We start from the raw sequence: 18,423 nt of genomic DNA on the forward strand, positions 1-18,423 counted from the left end.
CCTCAGCCGAGGACGGCTGGGACTATACGGCCATAGAAAACAGGGAAGACTGTGATGATATCACTCGACCAAGCCCGCGGGATTATTCGTACCGCAATGGAAACCGGAGAAGCCGCCGGAATGAAACCGCTGTCGGTGGTGGTTCTGGATGCGGGCGGCCATGTTCTGGCCTTTGAACGCTCTGATGGGGCGGCACCGGGGCGCTTTGAGATTGCTATGGGCAAAGCCTATGGCTCGGTCATGTTGGGTATGGCGGGTACGGCGCAAATGGCGCGAGCCGAGGCACAGGCTTATTTCATTGCTGCGGCCAACGGAGCCTATGGTGGGCGTCTTATCCCAGTGCCGGGCGGCATCTTGGTCCGTGACGCCAATGGCGCGGTGATCGGGGGCGTCGGGGTAACTGGCGACACGTCGGACAACGATGCCATTGCCGGAAAGGCCGGTATCGAAGCGGTTGGTTTGACAGCTGAAATCTAAAACAAAAAAACGCCCCCTGATTTTCAAAGGGCGTTTTTCTTTGTCTAAAGCTCCGAAATTAAGGCAAATACGCCATTGGATCGGTGCTCTCAAAGCCTTTGCGGACTTCAAAATGCAAGAAGGGCGGCTCACCGGCGCGGACCTTGCCGATGGACTGACCACGGCTCACGGCGTCGCCTTTTTTGACGGTGATACTGTCAAGATGGGTGTAAACGGTGATGAGATCGCCGGGGTGACGGACCAGAAGGAATTTAACGCCTTCGGCGGTGGTGCTGATCGACGCAACCTTGCCCGACGCGGCGGCTTTGACCGGGCTACCGGCGCTGGCCGAAATATCGATCCCTTCGTTGCGGCCTTTGGCATAGTCGCGAATGATACTACCGGACACCGGCATGACCATTTGTGATTTCGGCGCGGCTGCTTGGCCGACATCGGCCACGGGTTTGACAGGTTTTGGCTTGGGGGCCGCGGCTGTTGCGGCGGCTGCGCCCGCTGTCGCGGCTTTGGCGGCAGAGGCGGGGGGCGGTGTTTCATCCGGCAAAGGTTTGGAGGCCGATGGCGGCGTTGGTGTTGGGCTGCCGGTGCCGGGTTCCGGAATCTCACGCGGTTTTGGTGTGGGCACGGCTGCGGTCTTTTGCACGACAGGGATCAACAGGAATTGGCCTTCGCGCACCGCAAAGCTTTTGTCGAGCCCGTTCCATTCGGCCAAAGAGCGTGGCGACACGTCATAGAGCCGCGCAATCGTAAAGGCGGTTTCGCCGCGCGCCACCTTGTGACGAACTGGCTCAACACCGCTGGTTCCGGCGGGCGCAGGTGTGGTTGGGCTGGCGCGATCAATGGCACCGCCAGCGAGTGTGGCCACATCAACGCTGGCCGCTGGTTTGATCGGCCCGGCAATCTCCGCGCCTGTCGCGGCCGATGGTTCGGTTACCCGACGGGGCAGGGCAACAAGTTCCCCTTTGCGGAGCGGATCGTCGATTTTCATGCCATTGTATTTGGCAAGCTCAGAAGCGGGCAATCCAATGCGATTGGACAAGCTCGATAGCGTGTCACCACGTTTGGCCACTGCGACCTGATAATTCGGATAGGAAATAATGCCGCGATCATCGGGCTTGGGGCGGTTTTCCGTCGCCTTTTGCGCCGCCGCAGATGTATCGACCGAGCCGCCGATTTTACCGCGCAGGTCTAGATCGATAGGGTCGGAACAGGCGCTAAGCGTCATGCCAAGCACGATGCCCAAGACCGGGGCCGACACAATTCGGGTTTTGGCTGTCATCTCGAAATCCTCATACGCGCCCCTTGTTGCCGGGACGTCATTACACCGCCGTTTCCCGGCTGATCAGTCTTTGCCCAAACCTTCGACCAAGGGGACAAACCGCACCGGACGCAGTTCGTCATAGTCAAAGCCATCTTCGTGTCGGGTGACACGGATCAGGTGTTGGACGGTGTCCGACTGGCCCACCGGTACAACCATGATACCGCCAATCTTAAGCTGCGCCAAGAGCGGGCCTGGCGGGTCTTCGGCAGCGGCCGTCACGATAATGCGATCAAAGGGGGCCTGATCGGGCAAACCAAAGCTTCCATCGGCTGTAAACGCCGTGATGTTGTTCAGCTCCATCTTCTCAAACACCTTGGTGGCGGCGCGGACAAGACGGCGATGACGATCCACCGTATAAACCCGGCGCGCCATTAGGGCGAGAACCGCCGCCTGATATCCGGAGCCGGTTCCAACCTCGAGCACCTTGTCGCGCGGGCCAATTTGCAAGGCCTGCGTCATCAAAGCGACGACGGAGGGCTGTGAAATGGTCTGACCGCAGGCAATGGGAAGAGGCATGTCCTCATAGGCGCGATCAGTGAAATAGCCCTGAATGAAATCGCCGCGATCGACGCGTTCCATAACCGATAACACCTTGTTATCAGTCACGCCTTTTGAGCGCAGAGCAAAGAGGAATTGCATTTTTGCGTCGGCGTCGAAACTCATGCGAAGGCGTCTTTCAGCGAGGATATAGCGTCATGGGCGGTTAGATCGGCGCGCATGGGCGTGACCGAGATATAGCCCGCCAAGTTGCGATCCGCGTCTGTGCCTTCCTCGGCGGGGGCGCGTTGATCACCACCCCGGACCCAAAGAAAACGCCGCCCCGAGGGGGCGTTATGGGGTTCGACGGAAAACCGCGTGTCGGCGCGTTTGCCTTGCGGGGCGACAACGGTGCCTTTGACATCGGCGGCGGGGATCGGCGGGAAATTCACGTTGTAAAACAAGCGGTAACCGGTTTGATCCGATGGGTCGGCGGAAAGGATTTTGCGCACAACCTCGGCCCCATGAACGGCTGCGGCCTCAAACGGGTTGTCGAGCGCGTTATTCCCAACGCCGTAATACTGCGACAATGCAATCGCCGGGAGCCCTTGGAGCGCTGCTTCGAGGGCGGCACCAATTGTGCCGGAATACAGGGTGTTTTCAGCGGAGTTGTTGCCGCGATTAACGCCGGATAGGACAAGATCGGGCGGGGTGTCTTTGAGCACATCATGCACACCGGCAAGGACACAATCCGCCGGGCTACCTTCGGCGGCAAAACGCCGATCGCCCATTTGCGCGATCATCGTCGGGTGGGTGTACGAGATACAATGCCCAACGCCAGATTGTTCAAAAGCCGGGGCCACGGTCCAGACTTCTCCGTCCGGGCCGGCGATGTCGCGGGCGATTGCGTCAAGGATCTTGAGACCCGGCGCGTTGATACCGTCGTCATTGGTGATGAGAATGCGCATGGGACTGCCTGTTTGGTGTTTGTTTCTCCATAGGCAATGATGAGCGGTGGGGCAAGTCTGGTCAGCGTCACAGCCGCGGCGTGCGGTATCCGTGCCGAGCGCGAGACTTGGATTGGCGTGCTAGGCCACGGGATTTGGCGAATTGGCGATATACCCGCTGCTGAGGCGCGAGGGCGGGCCGCTTTTGAATGGCGCAATATTGACGTTCTTAAATCCGCTTTGTTGCATCATTTCGACCACCTTGTCAGGTCGATAAGAGGCGTGCCCCCAACGCCAACGCACCAAGGTTGTACACCAATGGGGCCGTGACACCGACAAAACAAGCGTGCCACCGGGGGCCAAATGGGACTTGAGCCACCGCAAGGCGGCATCTGGATCGGCACAGTGTTCGATCACATGGGCACAAAGAATAACGTCGTAGCGGTGGTCGAGGGGGACGTCGCCAACGGCACCGTGAAGAATGTTGGCTTGGGGAATGCTTGCCTGCGCTTGGGCAAGCATGTGGTGCGACAGGTCTAGAAGATCAATCACCCCATCATAGTGGGTCTGGCCTAGATAGGCCTGAGCCAATGCCCCAGTTCCACAACCTGCATCAAGCACACGATTGCGCGCAACCGGAACGCGGGGATGGCGGACCAGCTCTTGGTAGGCTGTGTCAAAGGTCAGCTTGCGAATGCCGGACTGCCACCCGCTGGCGGCATCGTCATATAGCGATTGCATGTCGCGGTTCGACCGCAGTCGGGTAAGGGAGAAAAGGCGGCTTGGCAAAAATGTATTCATGCGCCAAGCAAGAGCGCCTTTTCGGATCGGGTCAAGACTGCTGTGATCGCATTTGCGTGAGCAAGCGGTCCGCTTCGTCATGGGGCGACACCAACGGGCTGCGGTCTTCGCCGGGGTGGAAACGGGCGCGCAGGGCGGTGGCCATCGGATTTGGCGACAATATATGGACCTTAGGGCCATTCTTGGCGGTTTCGGCGGCCCAAGTGCGCACCAATGTCATTTGTGCGGTCTTGGTCGTACCATAATGGCCATAGAACGGTTCACCCCCGTGCGGGTCGTCAAAGAACATCGCCTGACCGCCTTCGCCCAAAAGCGGGGCAACATAGGGGATCATATGCGCCATGGCGTCCACATTGATCGACAGCGACTTGGACCAATCCTTTTGATCCATGTGCTGGGCCGGGGTTAGGGGCGCGGCATGAATGGCGGTATGCACCCAAAGGGCAACGCCGCCCCAACGGTCATAAATAGAGCGGCACAGATGGGCCATGGCATCGCGGTTGGTAATGTCCATCGGCGCAAGCGTCGCTTCGCCGCCCTTGGCCTTGATCCGATCATCAAGATCTTCGAGCCCGCCGACCGTCCGGCCGACTGCAACAATGTGGTACTCCGGGGCCAAAGCTTCGGCCAGGGCGAAACCGAGCCCGCGCGAGGCACCGGTAATGAGGGCGATCTGTGTCTTTTGCTCTGTCATGACGCGGGTGTGTCGCGCTTTGATAAAAAGGTCAAGATAGCGCAAGTGTCGCAAGGAAACCGTTGCAAATGAAAAATTATAGATAATTTGCAAGTTTTGCAGCCTGAAAGGGCGCTAACATGGGTCAGAGCGGTGGACCCAACCTTGACACGCGTCCTGTGCGCCCGCATGAAAGTAGGGTCTTTACACATCAAAGAAGGGGACGCGCATGTCTAGCCTTTCTCATACCGTTCTGGGTCAACAGTCTGCAATCAAGCAGGCAGGCCTTGTCCTGGGCGCTTCGCTCTTTATCGCCATTGCGGCGCAAATCAGCGTGCCAATGTTCCCGGTTCCAATGACGCTGCAGACGCTGGCGATCTTGCTGGTCGGGTTTACGCTTGGCGCTCGTTTGGGCACCGCGGCCTTGATCACCTATCTGGCCGAAGGGGCCATGGGTCTACCAGTGTTCGCAAATGCCGGTAACGGCGCGGCCTTCTTTGGCCCGACCGCTGGCTTCCTTGTTGGCTTTGTTGGTGTTGCTTTCCTCGCCGGTCTGGCGGCGGATCGTGGCATTGCAAAAGGTGTTCTGTCGACTGCGCTTGTGGCGCTGGTTGTCTCGGCTCTGCTCTATGTTCCCGGCATCGCATGGCCAATGGCCGTTGCCAAAGTTGCCGGTATCGAAGGTACTTGGATCGGCAAAGATTTCGTCTCCTACTACTGGGCCTACTTCATGCAGCCTTTCCTAATTGGCGACGCGGTCAAAGCGGTTTTGGCAGCTGTGATCATGGCCAGCGGCTGGAGTGCCTTGGCCAAGCGCTAATCGCTAAGTCGACTTGAATGGTAGCGTCGTCCCATAGCTTTGGGGCGGCGTTTTTTGTTTGGCTGTGTTCGCCTGCGGCGGGCGGAAAAGGGGCGCTGCCCCTCTTGGCCCGAGGGGCCAATTCACCCCGGGATAATTATGGAAAGAAGAAGCGTTTGGCGTGTTCACCTCTTAGAGAGGGGCTAGGTCGTGGTGAGATGCTGGCGGACCATTTGATTTTGCTTCGCAAGTCCCCTTTATCGTTTCGATTTTGATCGTGTGTGGCGTTAAAATGTCATCAAGACGAGATTGACGTATGCCCAGCGTCCGCAGGCATCGCACACGCCTCGCCTTTGCCTTTGAGACCGTGCAACAACGCAGCAATCCGGGGCGACCCGACACGTGAGAGTTAGCCGCAATTGCGCGCGTCACAACCGTATTGATGCGCATAATTGAGCTATCCACAAGGAGCCCCTCAAAGCCGGGGCGACGCCAAGTGTTTGAAAAGACAGTCAAACACAGGTTCAGTGCTACCTGTTCAATCGGATGCAGAGCGAAGACCACTTGTCACAGTGCCCGGGCAATGCCTGCCCAAACGCAATCACTCAATTCCCGTCATCTCAAACAGAGCGGCCTCACAGCCAATAACCGGCTTGACGCGCAAAGTTCCGACCTGCGGCGTACGGAATGTCACCACGATCTAGCCTTCGTCTTGGTCGTGCAGGCGTTGTAGAGCGTCTTCGCAAAGGCCGTAATCGAGCCATTGGCAACCCTCGCAGATCGTTGAAAGCGAGCCGGGCGGGACGTTGTCTTTGATCCGGGTGAGCGCCTCATCCCAAGTTAGAACCTCGTGCGGTTTGAGGTTTAGGGCTGCAGCATGGGCGCGATCAAGCTGAGCAATGGATTGTTGATTTGTGCAAAGCCGACCCTGACGTTTGGGGCAGGGACCACAGATGTCGTCGGCAAAACCGGTCAGTTTGATCTTGGTGTCGCGACCACCGGGCGCGCGTAGGCGGTCCATGACGATGGCGCGCATATTGGCGGTGAACTTGTCCGAGTACCCTTTGCCCTGAAACCCGAGGGAACACAGGAAATGGTGGGGGCGAAAGCGGATCGGATCGTCTGACATATCAATCTTGGGTCAAATGCGGACGCAGGTCATTGCCCGCGGCGGCATAGATATCGAGCAGCTCGTCAAACGAGATGCCATTTGCCTGTGCCTCGGCCAAATCCCCGTCGATTGCAGAGAGGGATGGGCGCTCAGCCGGGGATGTTTCGGCCAAGGTAACAGCGGTTTGTGCGCTGTCCTCAAAGCCGGGCAGGGCATTGGCCAAGAGGCCCTCACCACCCGAAAAGGGTTTGGGATCGGCACCATAGGTGGCGCTATAGGCCTGCACGGTCTCTTCTGAAACTTCTGCCCAGGGGCCAAAACTCATGTGATCATCAGCACCACGAACCGGCAGCGGCAAGACACAGCGCAGAAAGTAGCGGCCATCAAAACGGCACATGTCGCTGGTGAGGGCGTCATCGCCCACTTGGATCACATCCTGATCCTTGCGCGGACCGTGCGGCCAGTCATCGGGGTGATCAAAGCCAAGGTCATAAATACCGTTGAAGGTCTGACCGCAGCAGGGGCATTGACGGGTGTCATCGTTGAAACGCCGCCAGCGGCTATCTAGGGCAAGAAGGGACATGGCATGCTTGTGTGGTTTTCAGCGCGTCTGGTCAAGGGGCGGGTTAGGTGCCGTTGAAAAACTGAGGGTAGCGTTCAAGGATCAAAGCAAGGAGACGGCGGGCTTCGACTTCGTTGAGATCAAGGCCGAACCCGAAGGTCTTAGATTCGTAGGAAAACTTGATCTGGCCGGTCGATCTGAGGCTGAAAAAACCTGCGTTCAAGGTATCGGCCACAAGTGGTTCTTCACATCTCATTTTAGAAATGTTGCTACTTTTACAGATGGTTGTGCGTGTCCAAAGGCGAATACTACGCGTGAGCGAGACTTTGTCTGCTGTGAGATGAATTTCTTCTTTGCCAACAAGTAACCAGAGAAGGGTCACGCCCACACAAAACCCTCCAATTGTCCATCCAATCAGCCAGAACACAGAGGTGGGTTCGGTTACACCGATAATCAGACCTGCAAGTGCAGAGATTTCGCCGATGAGCCAACCACATAGCCAGATTGCCAGAAACCCGGTGGTAAAGATTTTGCGCCTGGCGGGAATTACAATGTGCACTTCGCTGCGGTTGTGTTCGACAAATGCGCGACCAAATTCGTAATCAGGCATGCGTTAGGTCATTTTCGCAAAAGGTTTGTAGTTTCAAAAAAGCAAGCCCCGCGAGATGCGGGGCTTTGAAATTACTCTGCGGCCTTCATCACAAAGCCCTTCTTGATCATATCCGCCGGTTCGACGGGATATTCACCCGAGAAGCAGGCGTCGCAATATTGCGGGCAATCGGCTTTGCGGCCTTTGGCTTCGCCCACGGCGCGGTACAATCCATCGAGCGAGATGAACTTGAGGCTATCAACGCCCAGATGTTTGCGCATCTCTTCTTCGGTCATTGTTGCGGCCAAAAGCTTGTCGCGCTGTGGCGTATCGACACCGTAGAAACAGGGCCAAGCGGTGGGGGGCGACGCGATGCGGAAATGCACCTCGGCGGCACCAGCATCAAGGATCATGTCCTTGATTTTACGCGATGTTGTGCCACGAACAACCGAGTCATCGACCAAGATCACTCGCTTGCCCTTGATTAGCGCGCGGTTGACGTTGAGCTTGAGGCGCACGCCCATGTTGCGGATGTGTTCGGTCGGTTCGATGAACGTCCGGCCCATGTATTGGTTGCGGATGATGCCCATGCCATAGGGAATGCCGCTCTCGTGGGCAAAACCAATCGCCGCCGGGGTGCCGCTATCGGGAACCGGGCAAACCAGATCGGCCTCAACCGGGTTTTCACGGGCCAATTCCACGCCGATCTGACGGCGGGTTTCATAGACGGATTGACCGCCGATGATGCTATCTGGACGCGAAAAATAGACGTGTTCAAAGATGCAGAATTTCGACGGTTGCGGGCGGAAGGGGTGGTGGCTTTCAACACCCTTTTCCGCTGTAATAACAACCATTTCGCCGGGCTCAATTTCGCGGACATAATCGGCGCCGATGATGTCGAGCGCGCAGGTTTCCGAGGCCAGACACCAGCCATCACCGATCTTGCCAAGCACCAGTGGGCGCACGCCCATTGGGTCACGCACACCGATCAGTTTGGTGCGGGTCATGGCGACAACGGAAAACGCACCTTCGACACGGCGCAGCGCGTCTTCCATCCGTTCGGGGATGTTACGCTGGAGCGAGCGCGCCATCAGGTGAATGATACATTCACTGTCTGAGGACGATTGAAAGATCGAGCCGCGCTCGATCAACTCACGCTTGAGCGCTTCGGCATTGGTGATGTTGCCATTGTGGGCGATCGCCGCGCCACCCATGGAGAATTCACCAAAGAAAGGCTGGACATCACGGATGGCCGCACCTTTGGATCCGGCGGTGGAATAGCGCACGTGGCCGATGCCGATCGGGCCGGGCAGCGTTTCCATAAGCCGTTGAGATGTAAAGTTATCCCGGACGTATCCAAAGCGACGCGCCGAGTTGAAACCATGCTCGGGGTCGTGTGTTACGATCCCACCGGCTTCTTGTCCTCGGTGTTGGAGGGCGTGCAAACCGAGCGCCACAAAATTGGCAGCGTCAGTCACGCCAACAGCACCAAAGATGCCGCATTCTTCTTTGAGTTTGTCTCCGTCGCTGTTCACAGCGTCGAAATCGAACGGGTGGGCGGGGGGCATTATACCGTCGGGCAAGGGCAGCTCCGAATCCTGTCGCGAGTGTTCGGCCCCGTCATAGGCGAGGAAGCGCGCGCTGTCACGAAAGGATCACAAATCTTTGGGATAGTGTGTGGCTTTTTCGCGCGGCAAATCGCGCAATCTGTGCATCCGATGAACAAAGCGACCGCCCGGTAACGCCCCGCGCGCCGCTATCGCAACGGGGAAATCCGTACAATTTGGCCTGAGGTTAGGGGAGATTGGCCCGACCCAATCCGGGGGCCCAGATCGGGGTTTTGAGGCAATCTGTCTGATTCACCTCGAATTTGGGGGAGATTGCCCCAAACTTGGGACAATGCGTTCTGATCGAGCCGTTAATTTGCGTTCACTCAGGTTAATGACGAACTTCTCGGGGCAAAGATGTTTCAAGACAGTCTCGGTTTTGAAGCGAGCCGTGGGGCGCGACAGACCAAATGCGAGACCAATCAGGGTGGGGTGGCCGCTTTACTGTGGCGGCAAGGATCGGCAAAAATTTGCGCGTTTGAGGTTCAGGAGAAGGAACGCGCCTGAGTTGCGAAGGCACCGATCAATTTTGGTGGTGCCTCACCGTCCACTTTGCCGACGGGCAATTATCTTTCAGCGCGTAAAAAGCCGCGAAGCATTTGGCAAGACGACGTGATCAGGCGTCAGAGGAAACCAGTTGAGCTTTGGCTTTTGCGGCAACGGCGTGGTTGGGGCCTGTGATTTGAATCGAAGATTTGATGCTTGACCCAACGTCATTTGCAGGTTCAAGTTGAATTTGCTGCAACCGTTACGCCAAGGGGTCTCCTTTTGTGTTGGCGGAAATTCAGTGCAGTGAACCAACATGGGAACGCAAAATGATCAAACTCACAAAATTAGCATTTGTATCTGCTTTGGCGCTTGGCCTTGGCAATTCTTTCACAGCAACACCTGCGGCTGCGGGCTCCGATCCTTTCATCGGTGAACTCATGGCCGTTGGCTATAACTTCTGTCCAAGAGGCTTTGCCGAAGCAGATGGGACACTTTTGGCGATTTCGCAGTATTCGGCACTGTTTTCTCTTTACGGAACACAATTTGGTGGCGATGGCCGCACAACATTCGGTTTGCCGGACCTGCGTAGCCGGTCCATCGTTCATACCGGAAATGGTCCGGGACTTGGCGATCCTGGCCCAATTGGCACAAAAGGTGGATCGACGAACTTTACGATCACCCAGAACCAAATCCCACCACACACTCACACGCTTCGTGGGAACGAGGAAGACGCCGACACCGAAGAGCCATCGGGTGCCGTTCCGAGCCTTGCAGCGAGCTCGATCTATAGCAGCGGCACGGCTGATGTCGATATGGGGTCCTCGGCGATCATGGCAACCGGTGGCGGACAAGCGGTCACCAAGCGCAGCCCCTATCAGGTTCTGCGATGGTGTGTTGCCTTGCAGGGTATTTTCCCGTCTCGAAATTGATGACACAGCACAGGTGATCAGCGACCGGCAGTTGAGATTGCGCCGCAAAACGGCAACGGTATTTAATGGCAATCACGCCCATTTTTGGGGCGGCTGGCGGGGGATCATCGGCAGTGCTGATGTGAAAACGACATAATAAAGCCTGCCGAGGAAACCCCTTGGCAGGCTTGTTTGTGTCTATGTTGCGCGGATTACTCGATCGGGGCGTCGCACACACCAACGAGGTTTTCGTATTGCGCGGTGATCCAGCTGACGGCCTGTTCGGGGTCTTGTTCTTCGACCTTGTCGGTGAACTGGCTAAAGACCTTGGCCGAGCGGCTATCGTCGATCATAGGGATGTCTTGGGCGGTGACGGCGACTTCGTAGACAAAGAAGGCCACGGCCACCAAAACGATGCCGCGTGCCACACCGAAAAAGAAGCCAAGCGCCTGATCCAAGCCGCCCAGAACCGAGCGTTGCACCAGCGATGAGAAGAACGGGTTGAAGAGCGAGAGCACCACAAGCGCCACGGTCATGATCGCCGCAAAGGCCGCGATCAGCGACAGGATGCAGTTGTCGCCAAGGAAGTTGCCAACAACCGGCACCTCTTTGACCAGAGGCTGCACCTGACCGACAAACATATAGGCCAGCACCCCGGCGACGATCCAGCCGCCGATGGCCAATGCTTCGCGCACCAAGCCGCGTGAATAGGCCAGCAGGGCCGATAGCACGATCACAACGGCCACGACGCCGTCAACTATTGTAAAGCCTTCCATGAGCCTGCTCGCCCCTTTTCCTGTTCGCGCCTTATCCGGCGCCAAAAACCTCGCCCACAAATGTGGTCAGGTCGCCCATTCGGGTCAACGCCATGTCCTTCGTCGCGGTGGCCTTGCCCCCGGTTGGAATGATGGCTTTGCTGAAACCAAGTTTTTGCGCTTCTTTCAACCGATTTTCGGTCTGAGACACCGGACGCAGCGCCCCAGAGAGGCTTATTTCCCCAAAAACCACAGTTTCAGCCGGAAGAGAGGTGTCTTCGCGGGCGGAAAGCAGCGCAGCGGCTACGGCCAAATCGGCGGCGGGTTCGTTCACGCGCATGCCACCGGCGACGTTGAGGTACACATCAAGCCCGGCAAAAGGAATGCCGCAGCGCGATTCGAGCACGGCAAGGATCATCGCGAGGCGCGAGCCGTCCCAGCCAACAACCGAGCGGCGCGGTTGGCTATGGGGCGAGGGCGAAACGAGGGCTTGGAATTCCACCATGACCGGGCGGGTGCCTTCGATGCCGGAAAACACCACCGAACCGGGGGCCGGTTGGCCACGTTCGGATAGGAACAGGGCGGAGGGGTTGGTAACCTCGGACAAGCCGCCGCCGGTCATTTCGAACACACCGATTTCGTCGGCGGGGCCAAAGCGGTTTTTGACGCTGCGCAGGATGCGGAATTGGTGGCCGCGCTCGCCTTCGAAATACAGCACCGTGTCGACCATATGTTCGACAACGCGCGGACCGGCGATCTGGCCGTCTTTGGTGACATGGCCGACCATAATCACCGCCGAACCACGGCTTTTGGCAAAAGTGGTAAGCTCATGCGCGGCGGCGCGAACCTGCGAGACCGAGCCGGGGGCGCTATCGACATTGTCGGCCCACATGGTTTGGATCGAATCGACGATGGCGAGATCGGGTTCTTCTTCGTCGAGCGTGGTGAGAATGTCGCGCAGGCTGGTTTCGGTGGCCAATTTCACCGGCGCATCGGTGAGGTTAAGACGCTGGGCGCGCAGGCGGACCTGAGCGGAGGCCTCTTCGCCGGAGATATAGATGACTTTGAGGCCCGCCTTGGCAAAGGCCGCCGCGGCCTGAAGCAACAGGGTCGATTTACCGATGCCGGGATCGCCACCAACCAAAACCGCGCTGGCCGGGACCAAACCACCGCCCAAAACCCGGTCGAGTTCGTCAAGTTTGGAGGCGGTGCGCGGTGGCGGGGCCTCTTTGGTCGACAGATCAGTGAGCGGAATGGAGCGGCCACGCATGGCCCCGAGCGACTTTTTCGACGGGCCTTGGCTTAGCGGCTTTTCTTCGACAATGGTGTTCCATTCTCCGCAAGCCTCGCAGCGACCGGACCATTTGGTACTGGATGCGCCACAAGATTGGCACACGAATGTTGTTGCAGATTTTGCCATGAAACGTCCTGTCCGTGCTTGCCCCGATCGTCAAAGGCAGGGCGGTTATGCCCGATTGCAGGGGGCAGGCCAATAGGGGGAATTATTCGGCGGCGCGGGGCAAAATTGTGATGTTATCGGCCGCAAGCGCCATGTCCACGTCATCCTCTTCCAACACAACCTCGGGGGGGTCGGGTTGGGCGGCGGCAAGAGCGCGCGCGGGATAGAAATTGTCATCCGCCGCTTGTTGGAGCTGGGGCAGGATATCGCCAAGCTCGGCCTTGAGGCGGTCAAGCTGGGCGCGGGCGATGGCTTCTTCCATCTCGACCTGTTCGCTCCATTGCCGGATTTCGGTGGCCGCGACTTTGGCGTTTTCCAAACGTTCGTTGAACAGGGCGATTTCCTGTTGGCGGGCGATGAGGAAATCGCGGGCGCGGGCGACCTTGTTGTCGGAATAGGTTGTTGCCAATTCGTGACTGACGTGGCTCATCTGAGATGCCAGTTCGAGCACCGAAGGTTCCAGATCGGCCAATTCCGGGTGATCGCGCAGAAAGGCGATACGTTCGCGGATCGAATCAAATTCGCCCTTCATCTCAAACACGCCGGTCCGGTCAGAGCGATGAGAGAGCGCATAGGCCTTGGCCACATCGGTCATCCCCATGTGAAACTTGCGATGTGAGTTTTCCAGCGCCATGACACGGGCATTGGTGGGGAGGAAAAAGCACAGCGCCAAACAGAGCGCCGACACGCCAATTTGCACGTATTTACCAGCCTCTAGATAGATTTTGTCGCCAAATCCAAGCGGCAATTCCAACCACGGAGCAAGCTCAAAGGCGCAGGCAATAGAATAGCCCGCCAGACCAAGTGACAGTGCAATCATCAATCCAAATGCGATGCGTTGAAAAACAGCGCGAAAAAGCCCAGCAACAGGGTGCGTGGTCGACATAGGATAAAAATCCCCCAGAATACTCTTTATGAGAGCGGCAGCTCATCGGCGAGTTTATGCCGATCGTGGCAAAAAGGAAGTTATTTTTAACGGGGAATTAATCTGTTTCGGGGGCGTGTTCTCTCGGTGTCACAGGTTTGCGGCTTTCTAAGGCACCCAAAACGATGGATCCGAGGATGCAAAATGTGAACAGGTAAAGACCCCAGGCGGTTTCGATTGTGCCAACGCCAATGCCTTTGGAGAGGGTGATATAAAGCGCCACAAGGAAGATGTCGGCCATGGCAAATTTGCCAATCAAGTTCAGCACCGGAAGGGATTTGCGATCAAGCAGATTGAACTGAACCAAGGCGAGGCCGATGGTTTTGAGCATCGGGGCAAAGAGAGCAAAGACCGTGACCAACAGGGCCAGAAACACATCGGTGCCCCAGAGCGATTGCAAGCCGGATATGACGCTAATTTCCGAGAGACCAAAGATAGGGAGTAACCCGGCCCGCAGAAGGGGCGCGAACCATGAGATCGGGTAGAGACCCAGCAAGAGAAGATTTAACCAACGCATGTCAGGCACTTAAGCGGCGACCGGCGTGGTTTCCAGCCCTTGATCTCAGTTTGTCCACCACCACAGGCCCAAAAGCACCACCAACATGACGATGTGGATCACATCAAGCCAACGCCAGCGCGCCCGTGGGGTGATGGAGCAGATCAGGAAAAAGGCGGATGGCACAAGCAGAGCGGCCATGCCGCCGCCTTCGGCCATGAATTGCGCCGCCGAAACATAAAGCGGCCCTTGGGCGAGCCCGGCGGCGGGGGCGAACACCGTGAGGATGCCGCCAATCGACAAGAACAAGGCGATGAGCGCCGGCCAACGGGCAATGCCGCGCCCGACAATGACACGGGTTAGGGCGAGAACGGCGAGAAGTTCGAGGAAGACGAATTTCTTGTAGAAGAAGAAGGCCAAAAGGACCGGGCTGGGTTCCAAGAAAGTCATGTCATACCTCTTACCTGACGGCCTCAATCGGGCCTTCTGCACGTCCGGAAATGAATTGGTCGACAAAGGGATCGCCACTTTGGTCGAGATCGCGCACATGCCCCGTCCATTGGATCACCCCGTCATGCAACATGGCGACATGATCGGCAATGGCGCGCACGCTGGTCATATCATGGGTGATGGTCATGGCGGTGGCGCCCATTTCATCGACAATCTCGCGGATCAGTTCATTGATGACCCCGGCCATGATCGGATCAAGCCCGGTGGTCGGTTCGTCGAAAAAGATGATTTCGGGTTCGGCGGCGATGGCACGGGCAAGGCCAACACGTTTTTGCATGCCACCCGAGAGTTCGGCGGGGAAGCGATCGGCCACGTCGGGTTTCAGGCCAACGCGGCGCAGCTTTTCGATAGCGATCTCGCGGGCTTCGTCCTTGGGGCGTTTGAGCGACCCACGCAGCAGACGAAAGGCGACGTTTTGCCAGACCGTGAGGCTATCAAAAAGGGCGGCCCCTTGGAACAACATGCCAAAGCGCGCCAAAAACGCGTCGCGGTCGCCGGTGGACACATCTTTACCGTCAAGGGTGATCACCCCGGCATCAGGCGTGACCAGCCCAAGCACGGATTTGAGCAAAACCGATTTGCCGGTACCCGACCCGCCGATGATCACCATCGAAGAGCCGCGTTCAATCGTGAGGTCAACACCGCGCAATACGTGATTGTTGCCAAATGATTTTTCGACGTGGACGAGATCAATCATAGTGAGAAAAACGCCCCGGTCAGAAGGAAGTTGGCGGCAAGGATCAGGATGGCGGCGGCCTCGACCGAGCCTTTGGTGGCGCGGCCAACCCCTTGGGCACCACGGCCCGAGTGCATGCCGTAATAACAGCCCATCAGCGCCGCCAAACCGCCAAAGGCACAGCCTTTGACCAGCGATGAGATGATGTCGAGCGTCTCAAGAAAGTCGACGGTGTTTTTCAGGTAGGCGGCGGGGTTAAATCCGAGCGATCCGGTGGCGACAATCCAGCCGCCAAAGATGCCGATGATATCGCCCACGGCGACCAGCAGCGGCACAACAATCAACGCCGCAAGCACGCGCGGCGCCACGAGGTATTTCATCGGATTGGTTGAGAGGGTGACAAGGGCGTCGATTTGTTCGGTGACCTTCATCGTGGCGATTTCAGCGGCGATAGACGAGGTCACACGTGCCGCGATCATCAACCCAACAAGGACCGGGCCAAGTTCGCGCACCATGCCAATGGCGACGATCTGGGGGACCACGGCCTCGGCGTTGAAACGGGCACCGCCGGAATAGATTTGCAGCGCCAAGGCCGCGCCGGTGAAGATGGCGGTGAGGCCAACAACCGGCAAAGACAGCCAGCCGATATTGAGCAAAGCCAGCGCAAATTCACGCCCGTAAAAGGGCGGGCGGATCATATGGCCAAGGGTTTGAAACGCAAAAATCGCCACCCGGCCTATTGAGGCGAGGGCTTGAAGGGTGGCGCGGCCAAGGGCGCCGAAGGGCTGCAAAAGGATCATGCGGGCAGATAGCGCCGCGCGTAGCGGGCCCCCATCGATGTGAGAATTTCATAACCGATGGTTCCGGCCCAGTCCGCAAGCATATCAACCGGTTGGCGGTCGTTCAAAAGCTCTAGCGCGGTGGGGTCTTCGTCAAGATCGCTGACATCGACGCCGATCATATCCATCGAAATGCGCCCCAAGACCTTGCAACGGGTGTCGCCCGCCCAAAGCCAAGCATCGCCACCCATGGCGCGGATAAGACCATCGGCATAGCCGGCGGCAATGGTGGCCACGCGGGTCGGTTTTTGGGCGGTCCAGGTGTTGGAATAGCCAACGGTTTCGCCGGGCAAAACATCGCGGGTTTGGATCACCGGCACCGAGAGGGTCACCACCGGGCGGGCGTTGGCATAGGGCATGCCACCATACATACCAATGCCGGGGCGGGTGAGGTCAAAGTGGTAGTCTTCGCCAAGCAAAATTCCCCCCGTCGCCGCAAGCGAACGCGGTGCGTCGATCTCATCGGTCATATCGACAAAACTCTGAAGCTGGCGGGCGTTCATGGCGAATTCCGGCTCATCGGGTGTCGCATCCGCACAGGCCAGATGGCTCATCACCAAGGCGGGGCGTTGGGCCAGCGCAATATCGCGCAACGCGCGCCATTCGGCGTCTTCCATGCCAAGGCGGTTCATGCCGGTATCGAGTTGCAAGCCAAAGCTATGACCGGGCAGGGCCTCGACGTGGCGCAGCATTTGATCAATGGAATTCAACAGTGGCGTCAGATTTGCCTGAGTGATCAGATCGGTGTCGCCGTCCATATGGCCGGAAAACACGAAAATCTCGGGTCCGCTGCCAAGGATATGGCGCAATTGCACGCCTTCTTCGCAGGCGGCGACAAAGAATTGCCGTGCCCCGGCGGCGGCAAGGGCCGGAGCCACCTTGGCCAGACCAAGCCCATAGGCATCGGCCTTGACCACCGCGCCGGTGTCCGATTGCGAGTGAGAAGACAGCGCCTGCCAGTTGTCGCACAGCGCCTTGAGATCGATTGTAAGTTCTGCAACAGCCATGCTCTTGTCTTTGGCAGGTCGCACGGGATGGTCAAGGGGAAATGAACGGATTTGAGCAATCCCGAGGGCGGTGCGCGGGGGCGGGGGCTGGTTGTTTGCGATCCGTTGGCAAATAATGGTTAACACCTGCTGGGCTAGGGTAGTGGACCAAGGAGACAGAGATGAAAGATGCGCTACGCCTTGAGTGGCAGTTGTTTCAACTGGCGATGCGGTTTCTGACCTGTTTGCCGGTGGCGCGTGATGTGGATGGATCGGATGATTTGCGTGTCCGGGCCAACAAGTATTTCCCTTTGGTTGGGGCGTTGGTTGGGGCGGCGGGGGCCGGGGTGTTTTGGGTGGCCTGTTTGTGGTTGCCACAATCGGCGGGTTTGATCCTATCGCTTGCTGCAACGCTCTTGATAACCGGGGCGTTTCACGAAGAGGGGCTTGCCAATGCCGCCGAAGGGCTATGCCGCGGGGCGGGGCGCGTGCAGGTTCTTGAGATGATGGTGCATCCAGGGCTAGGGCTTTTTGGGGCTTTGGCGGTGGCATTGACGCTGGCGTTGAAGCTGGTTTTGCTGGCACATATGCCGGTGATTTTTGCCGGTGTGGCGCTTGTTCTTGGGCATATGATTGGCATGATGGCGGTGGTCCATGTCATCGCCACAACCCCCTATGCCCATAGCAATGGGTTGCAGGTCGCCGCGCCCTACATCACCGGTGATGGCTATCGGTTTGCGCTGGCCTGTGCTGTTTTGATCCTGTTGGCGGGAAGCATGCTGTTTGGGCCTTGGCCGACGCTTTTTGCCCTATTGGGCAGCATTGTTTTGGGTCAAGCTTTTCGCAGCGCGATGATGCGCAAAATGGGCGGCTACAACAGCGATTGCCTTGGCGCGGTGATGCAGTTGGGCGAATTGGGTGCCTATCTGGGCCTTGCGGTTTGGTTTTAACCACAAAGCCCAAGGCGCGCGCCAAAAACGCGTACACGCGTTTTGCAAATTCCATGTATGGAATTTGAG

21 protein-coding genes are annotated in these 18,423 nt (G+C 57.8%); 4 read left to right on the forward strand and 17 right to left on the reverse strand.

The genetic code is table 11. The features are described from left to right. Nucleotides 1-54 precede the first annotated feature (54 nt). Nucleotides 55-477, forward strand: a complete 423-nt coding sequence (locus tag Q1A43_RS18730) for a heme-binding protein (RefSeq protein ID WP_299921299.1) — start codon at nt 55-57, stop codon at nt 475-477. A gap of 58 nt (nt 478-535) precedes the next feature. On the opposite strand, the gene Q1A43_RS18735 is transcribed toward Q1A43_RS18730, so the two are convergent. The 5 genes from Q1A43_RS18735 to Q1A43_RS18755 form a co-directional block, all read right to left on the reverse strand. Continuing rightward, a complete protein-coding gene (locus Q1A43_RS18735) occupies nt 536-1,753 on the reverse strand; it encodes a peptidoglycan DD-metalloendopeptidase family protein (protein ID WP_299921301.1) in 1,218 nt (405 codons plus the stop codon). A gap of 63 nt (nt 1,754-1,816) precedes the next feature. Continuing rightward, nucleotides 1,817-2,458, reverse strand: a complete 642-nt coding sequence (locus Q1A43_RS18740; protein WP_299921303.1) for a protein-L-isoaspartate(D-aspartate) O-methyltransferase — start codon at nt 2,456-2,458, stop codon at nt 1,817-1,819. After that, on the reverse strand, nt 2,455-3,240 hold the full coding sequence (surE, locus tag Q1A43_RS18745) for a 5'/3'-nucleotidase SurE (RefSeq protein ID WP_299921304.1): 786 nt from the start codon (nt 3,238-3,240) through the stop codon (nt 2,455-2,457). Before surE ends, Q1A43_RS18740 begins: the two co-directional genes overlap by 4 nt. Nucleotides 3,241-3,360: 120 nt before the next feature. Continuing rightward, on the reverse strand, nt 3,361-4,020 hold the full coding sequence (locus tag Q1A43_RS18750) for a class I SAM-dependent methyltransferase (RefSeq protein ID WP_299937748.1): 660 nt from the start codon (nt 4,018-4,020) through the stop codon (nt 3,361-3,363). 31 nt (nt 4,021-4,051) lie between these two features. Further along, nucleotides 4,052-4,714, reverse strand: coding sequence for an SDR family oxidoreductase (locus tag Q1A43_RS18755; protein WP_299921308.1), 663 nt, complete (start codon nt 4,712-4,714; stop codon nt 4,052-4,054). Nucleotides 4,715-4,922: 208 nt separating this feature from the next. On the opposite strand from Q1A43_RS18755, the gene Q1A43_RS18760 reads away from it, so the two are divergent. After that, nucleotides 4,923-5,513 carry a biotin transporter BioY gene (locus tag Q1A43_RS18760; protein ID WP_299921310.1) on the forward strand — a complete coding sequence of 197 codons (591 nt, stop codon included), beginning with the start codon at nt 4,923-4,925 and terminating at the stop codon, nt 5,511-5,513. A 679-nt stretch (nt 5,514-6,192) separates the two neighbouring features. On the opposite strand, the gene Q1A43_RS18765 is transcribed toward Q1A43_RS18760, so the two are convergent. The 4 genes from Q1A43_RS18765 to purF all read right to left on the reverse strand — a co-directional run bounded on the left by Q1A43_RS18765 (nt 6,193) and on the right by purF (nt 9,322). Further along, nucleotides 6,193-6,621, reverse strand: a complete 429-nt coding sequence (locus Q1A43_RS18765; protein WP_299937751.1) for a DUF1284 domain-containing protein — start codon at nt 6,619-6,621, stop codon at nt 6,193-6,195. A 1-nt stretch (nt 6,622) separates the two neighbouring features. Further along, complete coding sequence (locus tag Q1A43_RS18770; protein WP_299937753.1) at nt 6,623-7,186, reverse strand: DUF2199 domain-containing protein; 564 nt, start codon at nt 7,184-7,186, stop codon at nt 6,623-6,625. Nucleotides 7,187-7,229: 43 nt separating this feature from the next. Beyond that, nucleotides 7,230-7,775, reverse strand: coding sequence for a hypothetical protein (locus Q1A43_RS18775; RefSeq protein ID WP_299937756.1), 546 nt, complete (start codon nt 7,773-7,775; stop codon nt 7,230-7,232). Nucleotides 7,776-7,846: 71 nt separating this feature from the next. Next, nucleotides 7,847-9,322, reverse strand: a complete 1,476-nt coding sequence (gene purF, locus Q1A43_RS18780; protein ID WP_299937758.1) for an amidophosphoribosyltransferase — start codon at nt 9,320-9,322, stop codon at nt 7,847-7,849. 854 nt (nt 9,323-10,176) lie between these two features. Between purF and Q1A43_RS18785 the strand changes: the two genes are divergently transcribed. Continuing rightward, the gene (locus tag Q1A43_RS18785) at nt 10,177-10,779 is read left to right on the forward strand and encodes a tail fiber protein (RefSeq protein ID WP_299921319.1); all 603 of its coding nucleotides are present in this window, start codon (nt 10,177-10,179) and stop codon (nt 10,777-10,779) included. Nucleotides 10,780-10,970: 191 nt separating this feature from the next. Here the strand turns inward: Q1A43_RS18785 and Q1A43_RS18790 are convergent, their stop codons facing one another. From Q1A43_RS18790 to alr, 8 genes are all read right to left on the reverse strand, one after another. Beyond that, nucleotides 10,971-11,534: a CvpA family protein gene (locus Q1A43_RS18790; protein ID WP_299921320.1), complete on the reverse strand. Its 564-nt coding sequence runs from the start codon at nt 11,532-11,534 to the stop codon at nt 10,971-10,973. A 31-nt stretch (nt 11,535-11,565) separates the two neighbouring features. Next, a complete protein-coding gene (gene radA, locus Q1A43_RS18795; RefSeq protein WP_299921322.1) occupies nt 11,566-12,933 on the reverse strand; it encodes a DNA repair protein RadA in 1,368 nt (455 codons plus the stop codon). Nucleotides 12,934-13,015: 82 nt separating this feature from the next. Next, nucleotides 13,016-13,858 (reverse strand): DNA repair protein, encoded by an 843-nt coding sequence (locus Q1A43_RS18800; RefSeq protein WP_299937760.1) that lies wholly within the window; start codon nt 13,856-13,858, stop codon nt 13,016-13,018. A 97-nt stretch (nt 13,859-13,955) separates the two neighbouring features. After that, on the reverse strand, nt 13,956-14,414 hold the full coding sequence (locus Q1A43_RS18805) for a paraquat-inducible protein A (RefSeq protein WP_299937762.1): 459 nt from the start codon (nt 14,412-14,414) through the stop codon (nt 13,956-13,958). Nucleotides 14,415-14,459: 45 nt separating this feature from the next. Beyond that, nucleotides 14,460-14,843 carry a hypothetical protein gene (locus tag Q1A43_RS18810; protein ID WP_299921329.1) on the reverse strand — a complete coding sequence of 128 codons (384 nt, stop codon included), beginning with the start codon at nt 14,841-14,843 and terminating at the stop codon, nt 14,460-14,462. Between the two features lie 10 nt (nt 14,844-14,853). Next, complete coding sequence (locus Q1A43_RS18815; protein ID WP_299937764.1) at nt 14,854-15,600, reverse strand: ATP-binding cassette domain-containing protein; 747 nt, start codon at nt 15,598-15,600, stop codon at nt 14,854-14,856. After that, nucleotides 15,597-16,379, reverse strand: coding sequence for an ABC transporter permease (locus tag Q1A43_RS18820; RefSeq protein WP_299921333.1), 783 nt, complete (start codon nt 16,377-16,379; stop codon nt 15,597-15,599). Before Q1A43_RS18820 ends, Q1A43_RS18815 begins: the two co-directional genes overlap by 4 nt. Continuing rightward, nucleotides 16,376-17,425 (reverse strand): alanine racemase, encoded by a 1,050-nt coding sequence (gene alr / locus Q1A43_RS18825; RefSeq protein WP_299937767.1) that lies wholly within the window; start codon nt 17,423-17,425, stop codon nt 16,376-16,378. The genes Q1A43_RS18820 and alr overlap by 4 nt, the downstream gene beginning before the upstream one ends. 161 nt (nt 17,426-17,586) lie before the next feature. On the opposite strand from alr, the gene Q1A43_RS18830 reads away from it, so the two are divergent. Beyond that, on the forward strand, nt 17,587-18,354 hold the full coding sequence (locus Q1A43_RS18830; protein ID WP_299937769.1) for an adenosylcobinamide-GDP ribazoletransferase: 768 nt from the start codon (nt 17,587-17,589) through the stop codon (nt 18,352-18,354). Nucleotides 18,355-18,423 lie beyond the last annotated feature (69 nt).

It is taken from the genome of uncultured Pelagimonas sp., assembly GCF_947498515.1.
Classification (GTDB): domain Bacteria; phylum Pseudomonadota; class Alphaproteobacteria; order Rhodobacterales; family Rhodobacteraceae; genus Pelagimonas.

What these genes read in the sequence shown, in the direction of transcription:
- Q1A43_RS18735 (WP_299921301.1), bottom strand. Translation starts at nt 1,753, where the DNA reads ATGACAGCCAAAACCCGAATTGTGTCGGCCCCGGTCTTGGGCATCGTG.
- Q1A43_RS18750 (WP_299937748.1), bottom strand. Translation starts at nt 4,020, where the DNA reads ATGAATACATTTTTGCCAAGCCGCCTTTTCTCCCTTACCCGACTGCGG.
- Q1A43_RS18820 (WP_299921333.1), bottom strand. Translation starts at nt 16,379, where the DNA reads ATGATCCTTTTGCAGCCCTTCGGCGCCCTTGGCCGCGCCACCCTTCAA.
- Q1A43_RS18775 (WP_299937756.1), bottom strand. Translation starts at nt 7,775, where the DNA reads ATGCCTGATTACGAATTTGGTCGCGCATTTGTCGAACACAACCGCAGC.
- Q1A43_RS18770 (WP_299937753.1), bottom strand. Translation starts at nt 7,186, where the DNA reads ATGTCCCTTCTTGCCCTAGATAGCCGCTGGCGGCGTTTCAACGATGAC.
- radA (WP_299921322.1), bottom strand. Translation starts at nt 12,933, where the DNA reads ATGGCAAAATCTGCAACAACATTCGTGTGCCAATCTTGTGGCGCATCC.
- Q1A43_RS18800 (WP_299937760.1), bottom strand. Translation starts at nt 13,858, where the DNA reads ATGTCGACCACGCACCCTGTTGCTGGGCTTTTTCGCGCTGTTTTTCAA.
- alr (WP_299937767.1), bottom strand. Translation starts at nt 17,425, where the DNA reads ATGGCTGTTGCAGAACTTACAATCGATCTCAAGGCGCTGTGCGACAAC.
- Q1A43_RS18730 (WP_299921299.1), top strand. Translation starts at nt 55, where the DNA reads ATGATATCACTCGACCAAGCCCGCGGGATTATTCGTACCGCAATGGAA.
- Q1A43_RS18785 (WP_299921319.1), top strand. Translation starts at nt 10,177, where the DNA reads ATGATCAAACTCACAAAATTAGCATTTGTATCTGCTTTGGCGCTTGGC.
- Q1A43_RS18805 (WP_299937762.1), bottom strand. Translation starts at nt 14,414, where the DNA reads ATGCGTTGGTTAAATCTTCTCTTGCTGGGTCTCTACCCGATCTCATGG.
- Q1A43_RS18815 (WP_299937764.1), bottom strand. Translation starts at nt 15,600, where the DNA reads ATGATTGATCTCGTCCACGTCGAAAAATCATTTGGCAACAATCACGTA.
- Q1A43_RS18760 (WP_299921310.1), top strand. Translation starts at nt 4,923, where the DNA reads ATGTCTAGCCTTTCTCATACCGTTCTGGGTCAACAGTCTGCAATCAAG.
- Q1A43_RS18765 (WP_299937751.1), bottom strand. Translation starts at nt 6,621, where the DNA reads ATGTCAGACGATCCGATCCGCTTTCGCCCCCACCATTTCCTGTGTTCC.
- Q1A43_RS18830 (WP_299937769.1), top strand. Translation starts at nt 17,587, where the DNA reads ATGAAAGATGCGCTACGCCTTGAGTGGCAGTTGTTTCAACTGGCGATG.
- surE (WP_299921304.1), bottom strand. Translation starts at nt 3,240, where the DNA reads ATGCGCATTCTCATCACCAATGACGACGGTATCAACGCGCCGGGTCTC.
- Q1A43_RS18755 (WP_299921308.1), bottom strand. Translation starts at nt 4,714, where the DNA reads ATGACAGAGCAAAAGACACAGATCGCCCTCATTACCGGTGCCTCGCGC.
- Q1A43_RS18790 (WP_299921320.1), bottom strand. Translation starts at nt 11,534, where the DNA reads ATGGAAGGCTTTACAATAGTTGACGGCGTCGTGGCCGTTGTGATCGTG.
- Q1A43_RS18810 (WP_299921329.1), bottom strand. Translation starts at nt 14,843, where the DNA reads ATGACTTTCTTGGAACCCAGCCCGGTCCTTTTGGCCTTCTTCTTCTAC.
- purF (WP_299937758.1), bottom strand. Translation starts at nt 9,322, where the DNA reads ATGCCCCCCGCCCACCCGTTCGATTTCGACGCTGTGAACAGCGACGGA.
- Q1A43_RS18740 (WP_299921303.1), bottom strand. Translation starts at nt 2,458, where the DNA reads ATGAGTTTCGACGCCGACGCAAAAATGCAATTCCTCTTTGCTCTGCGC.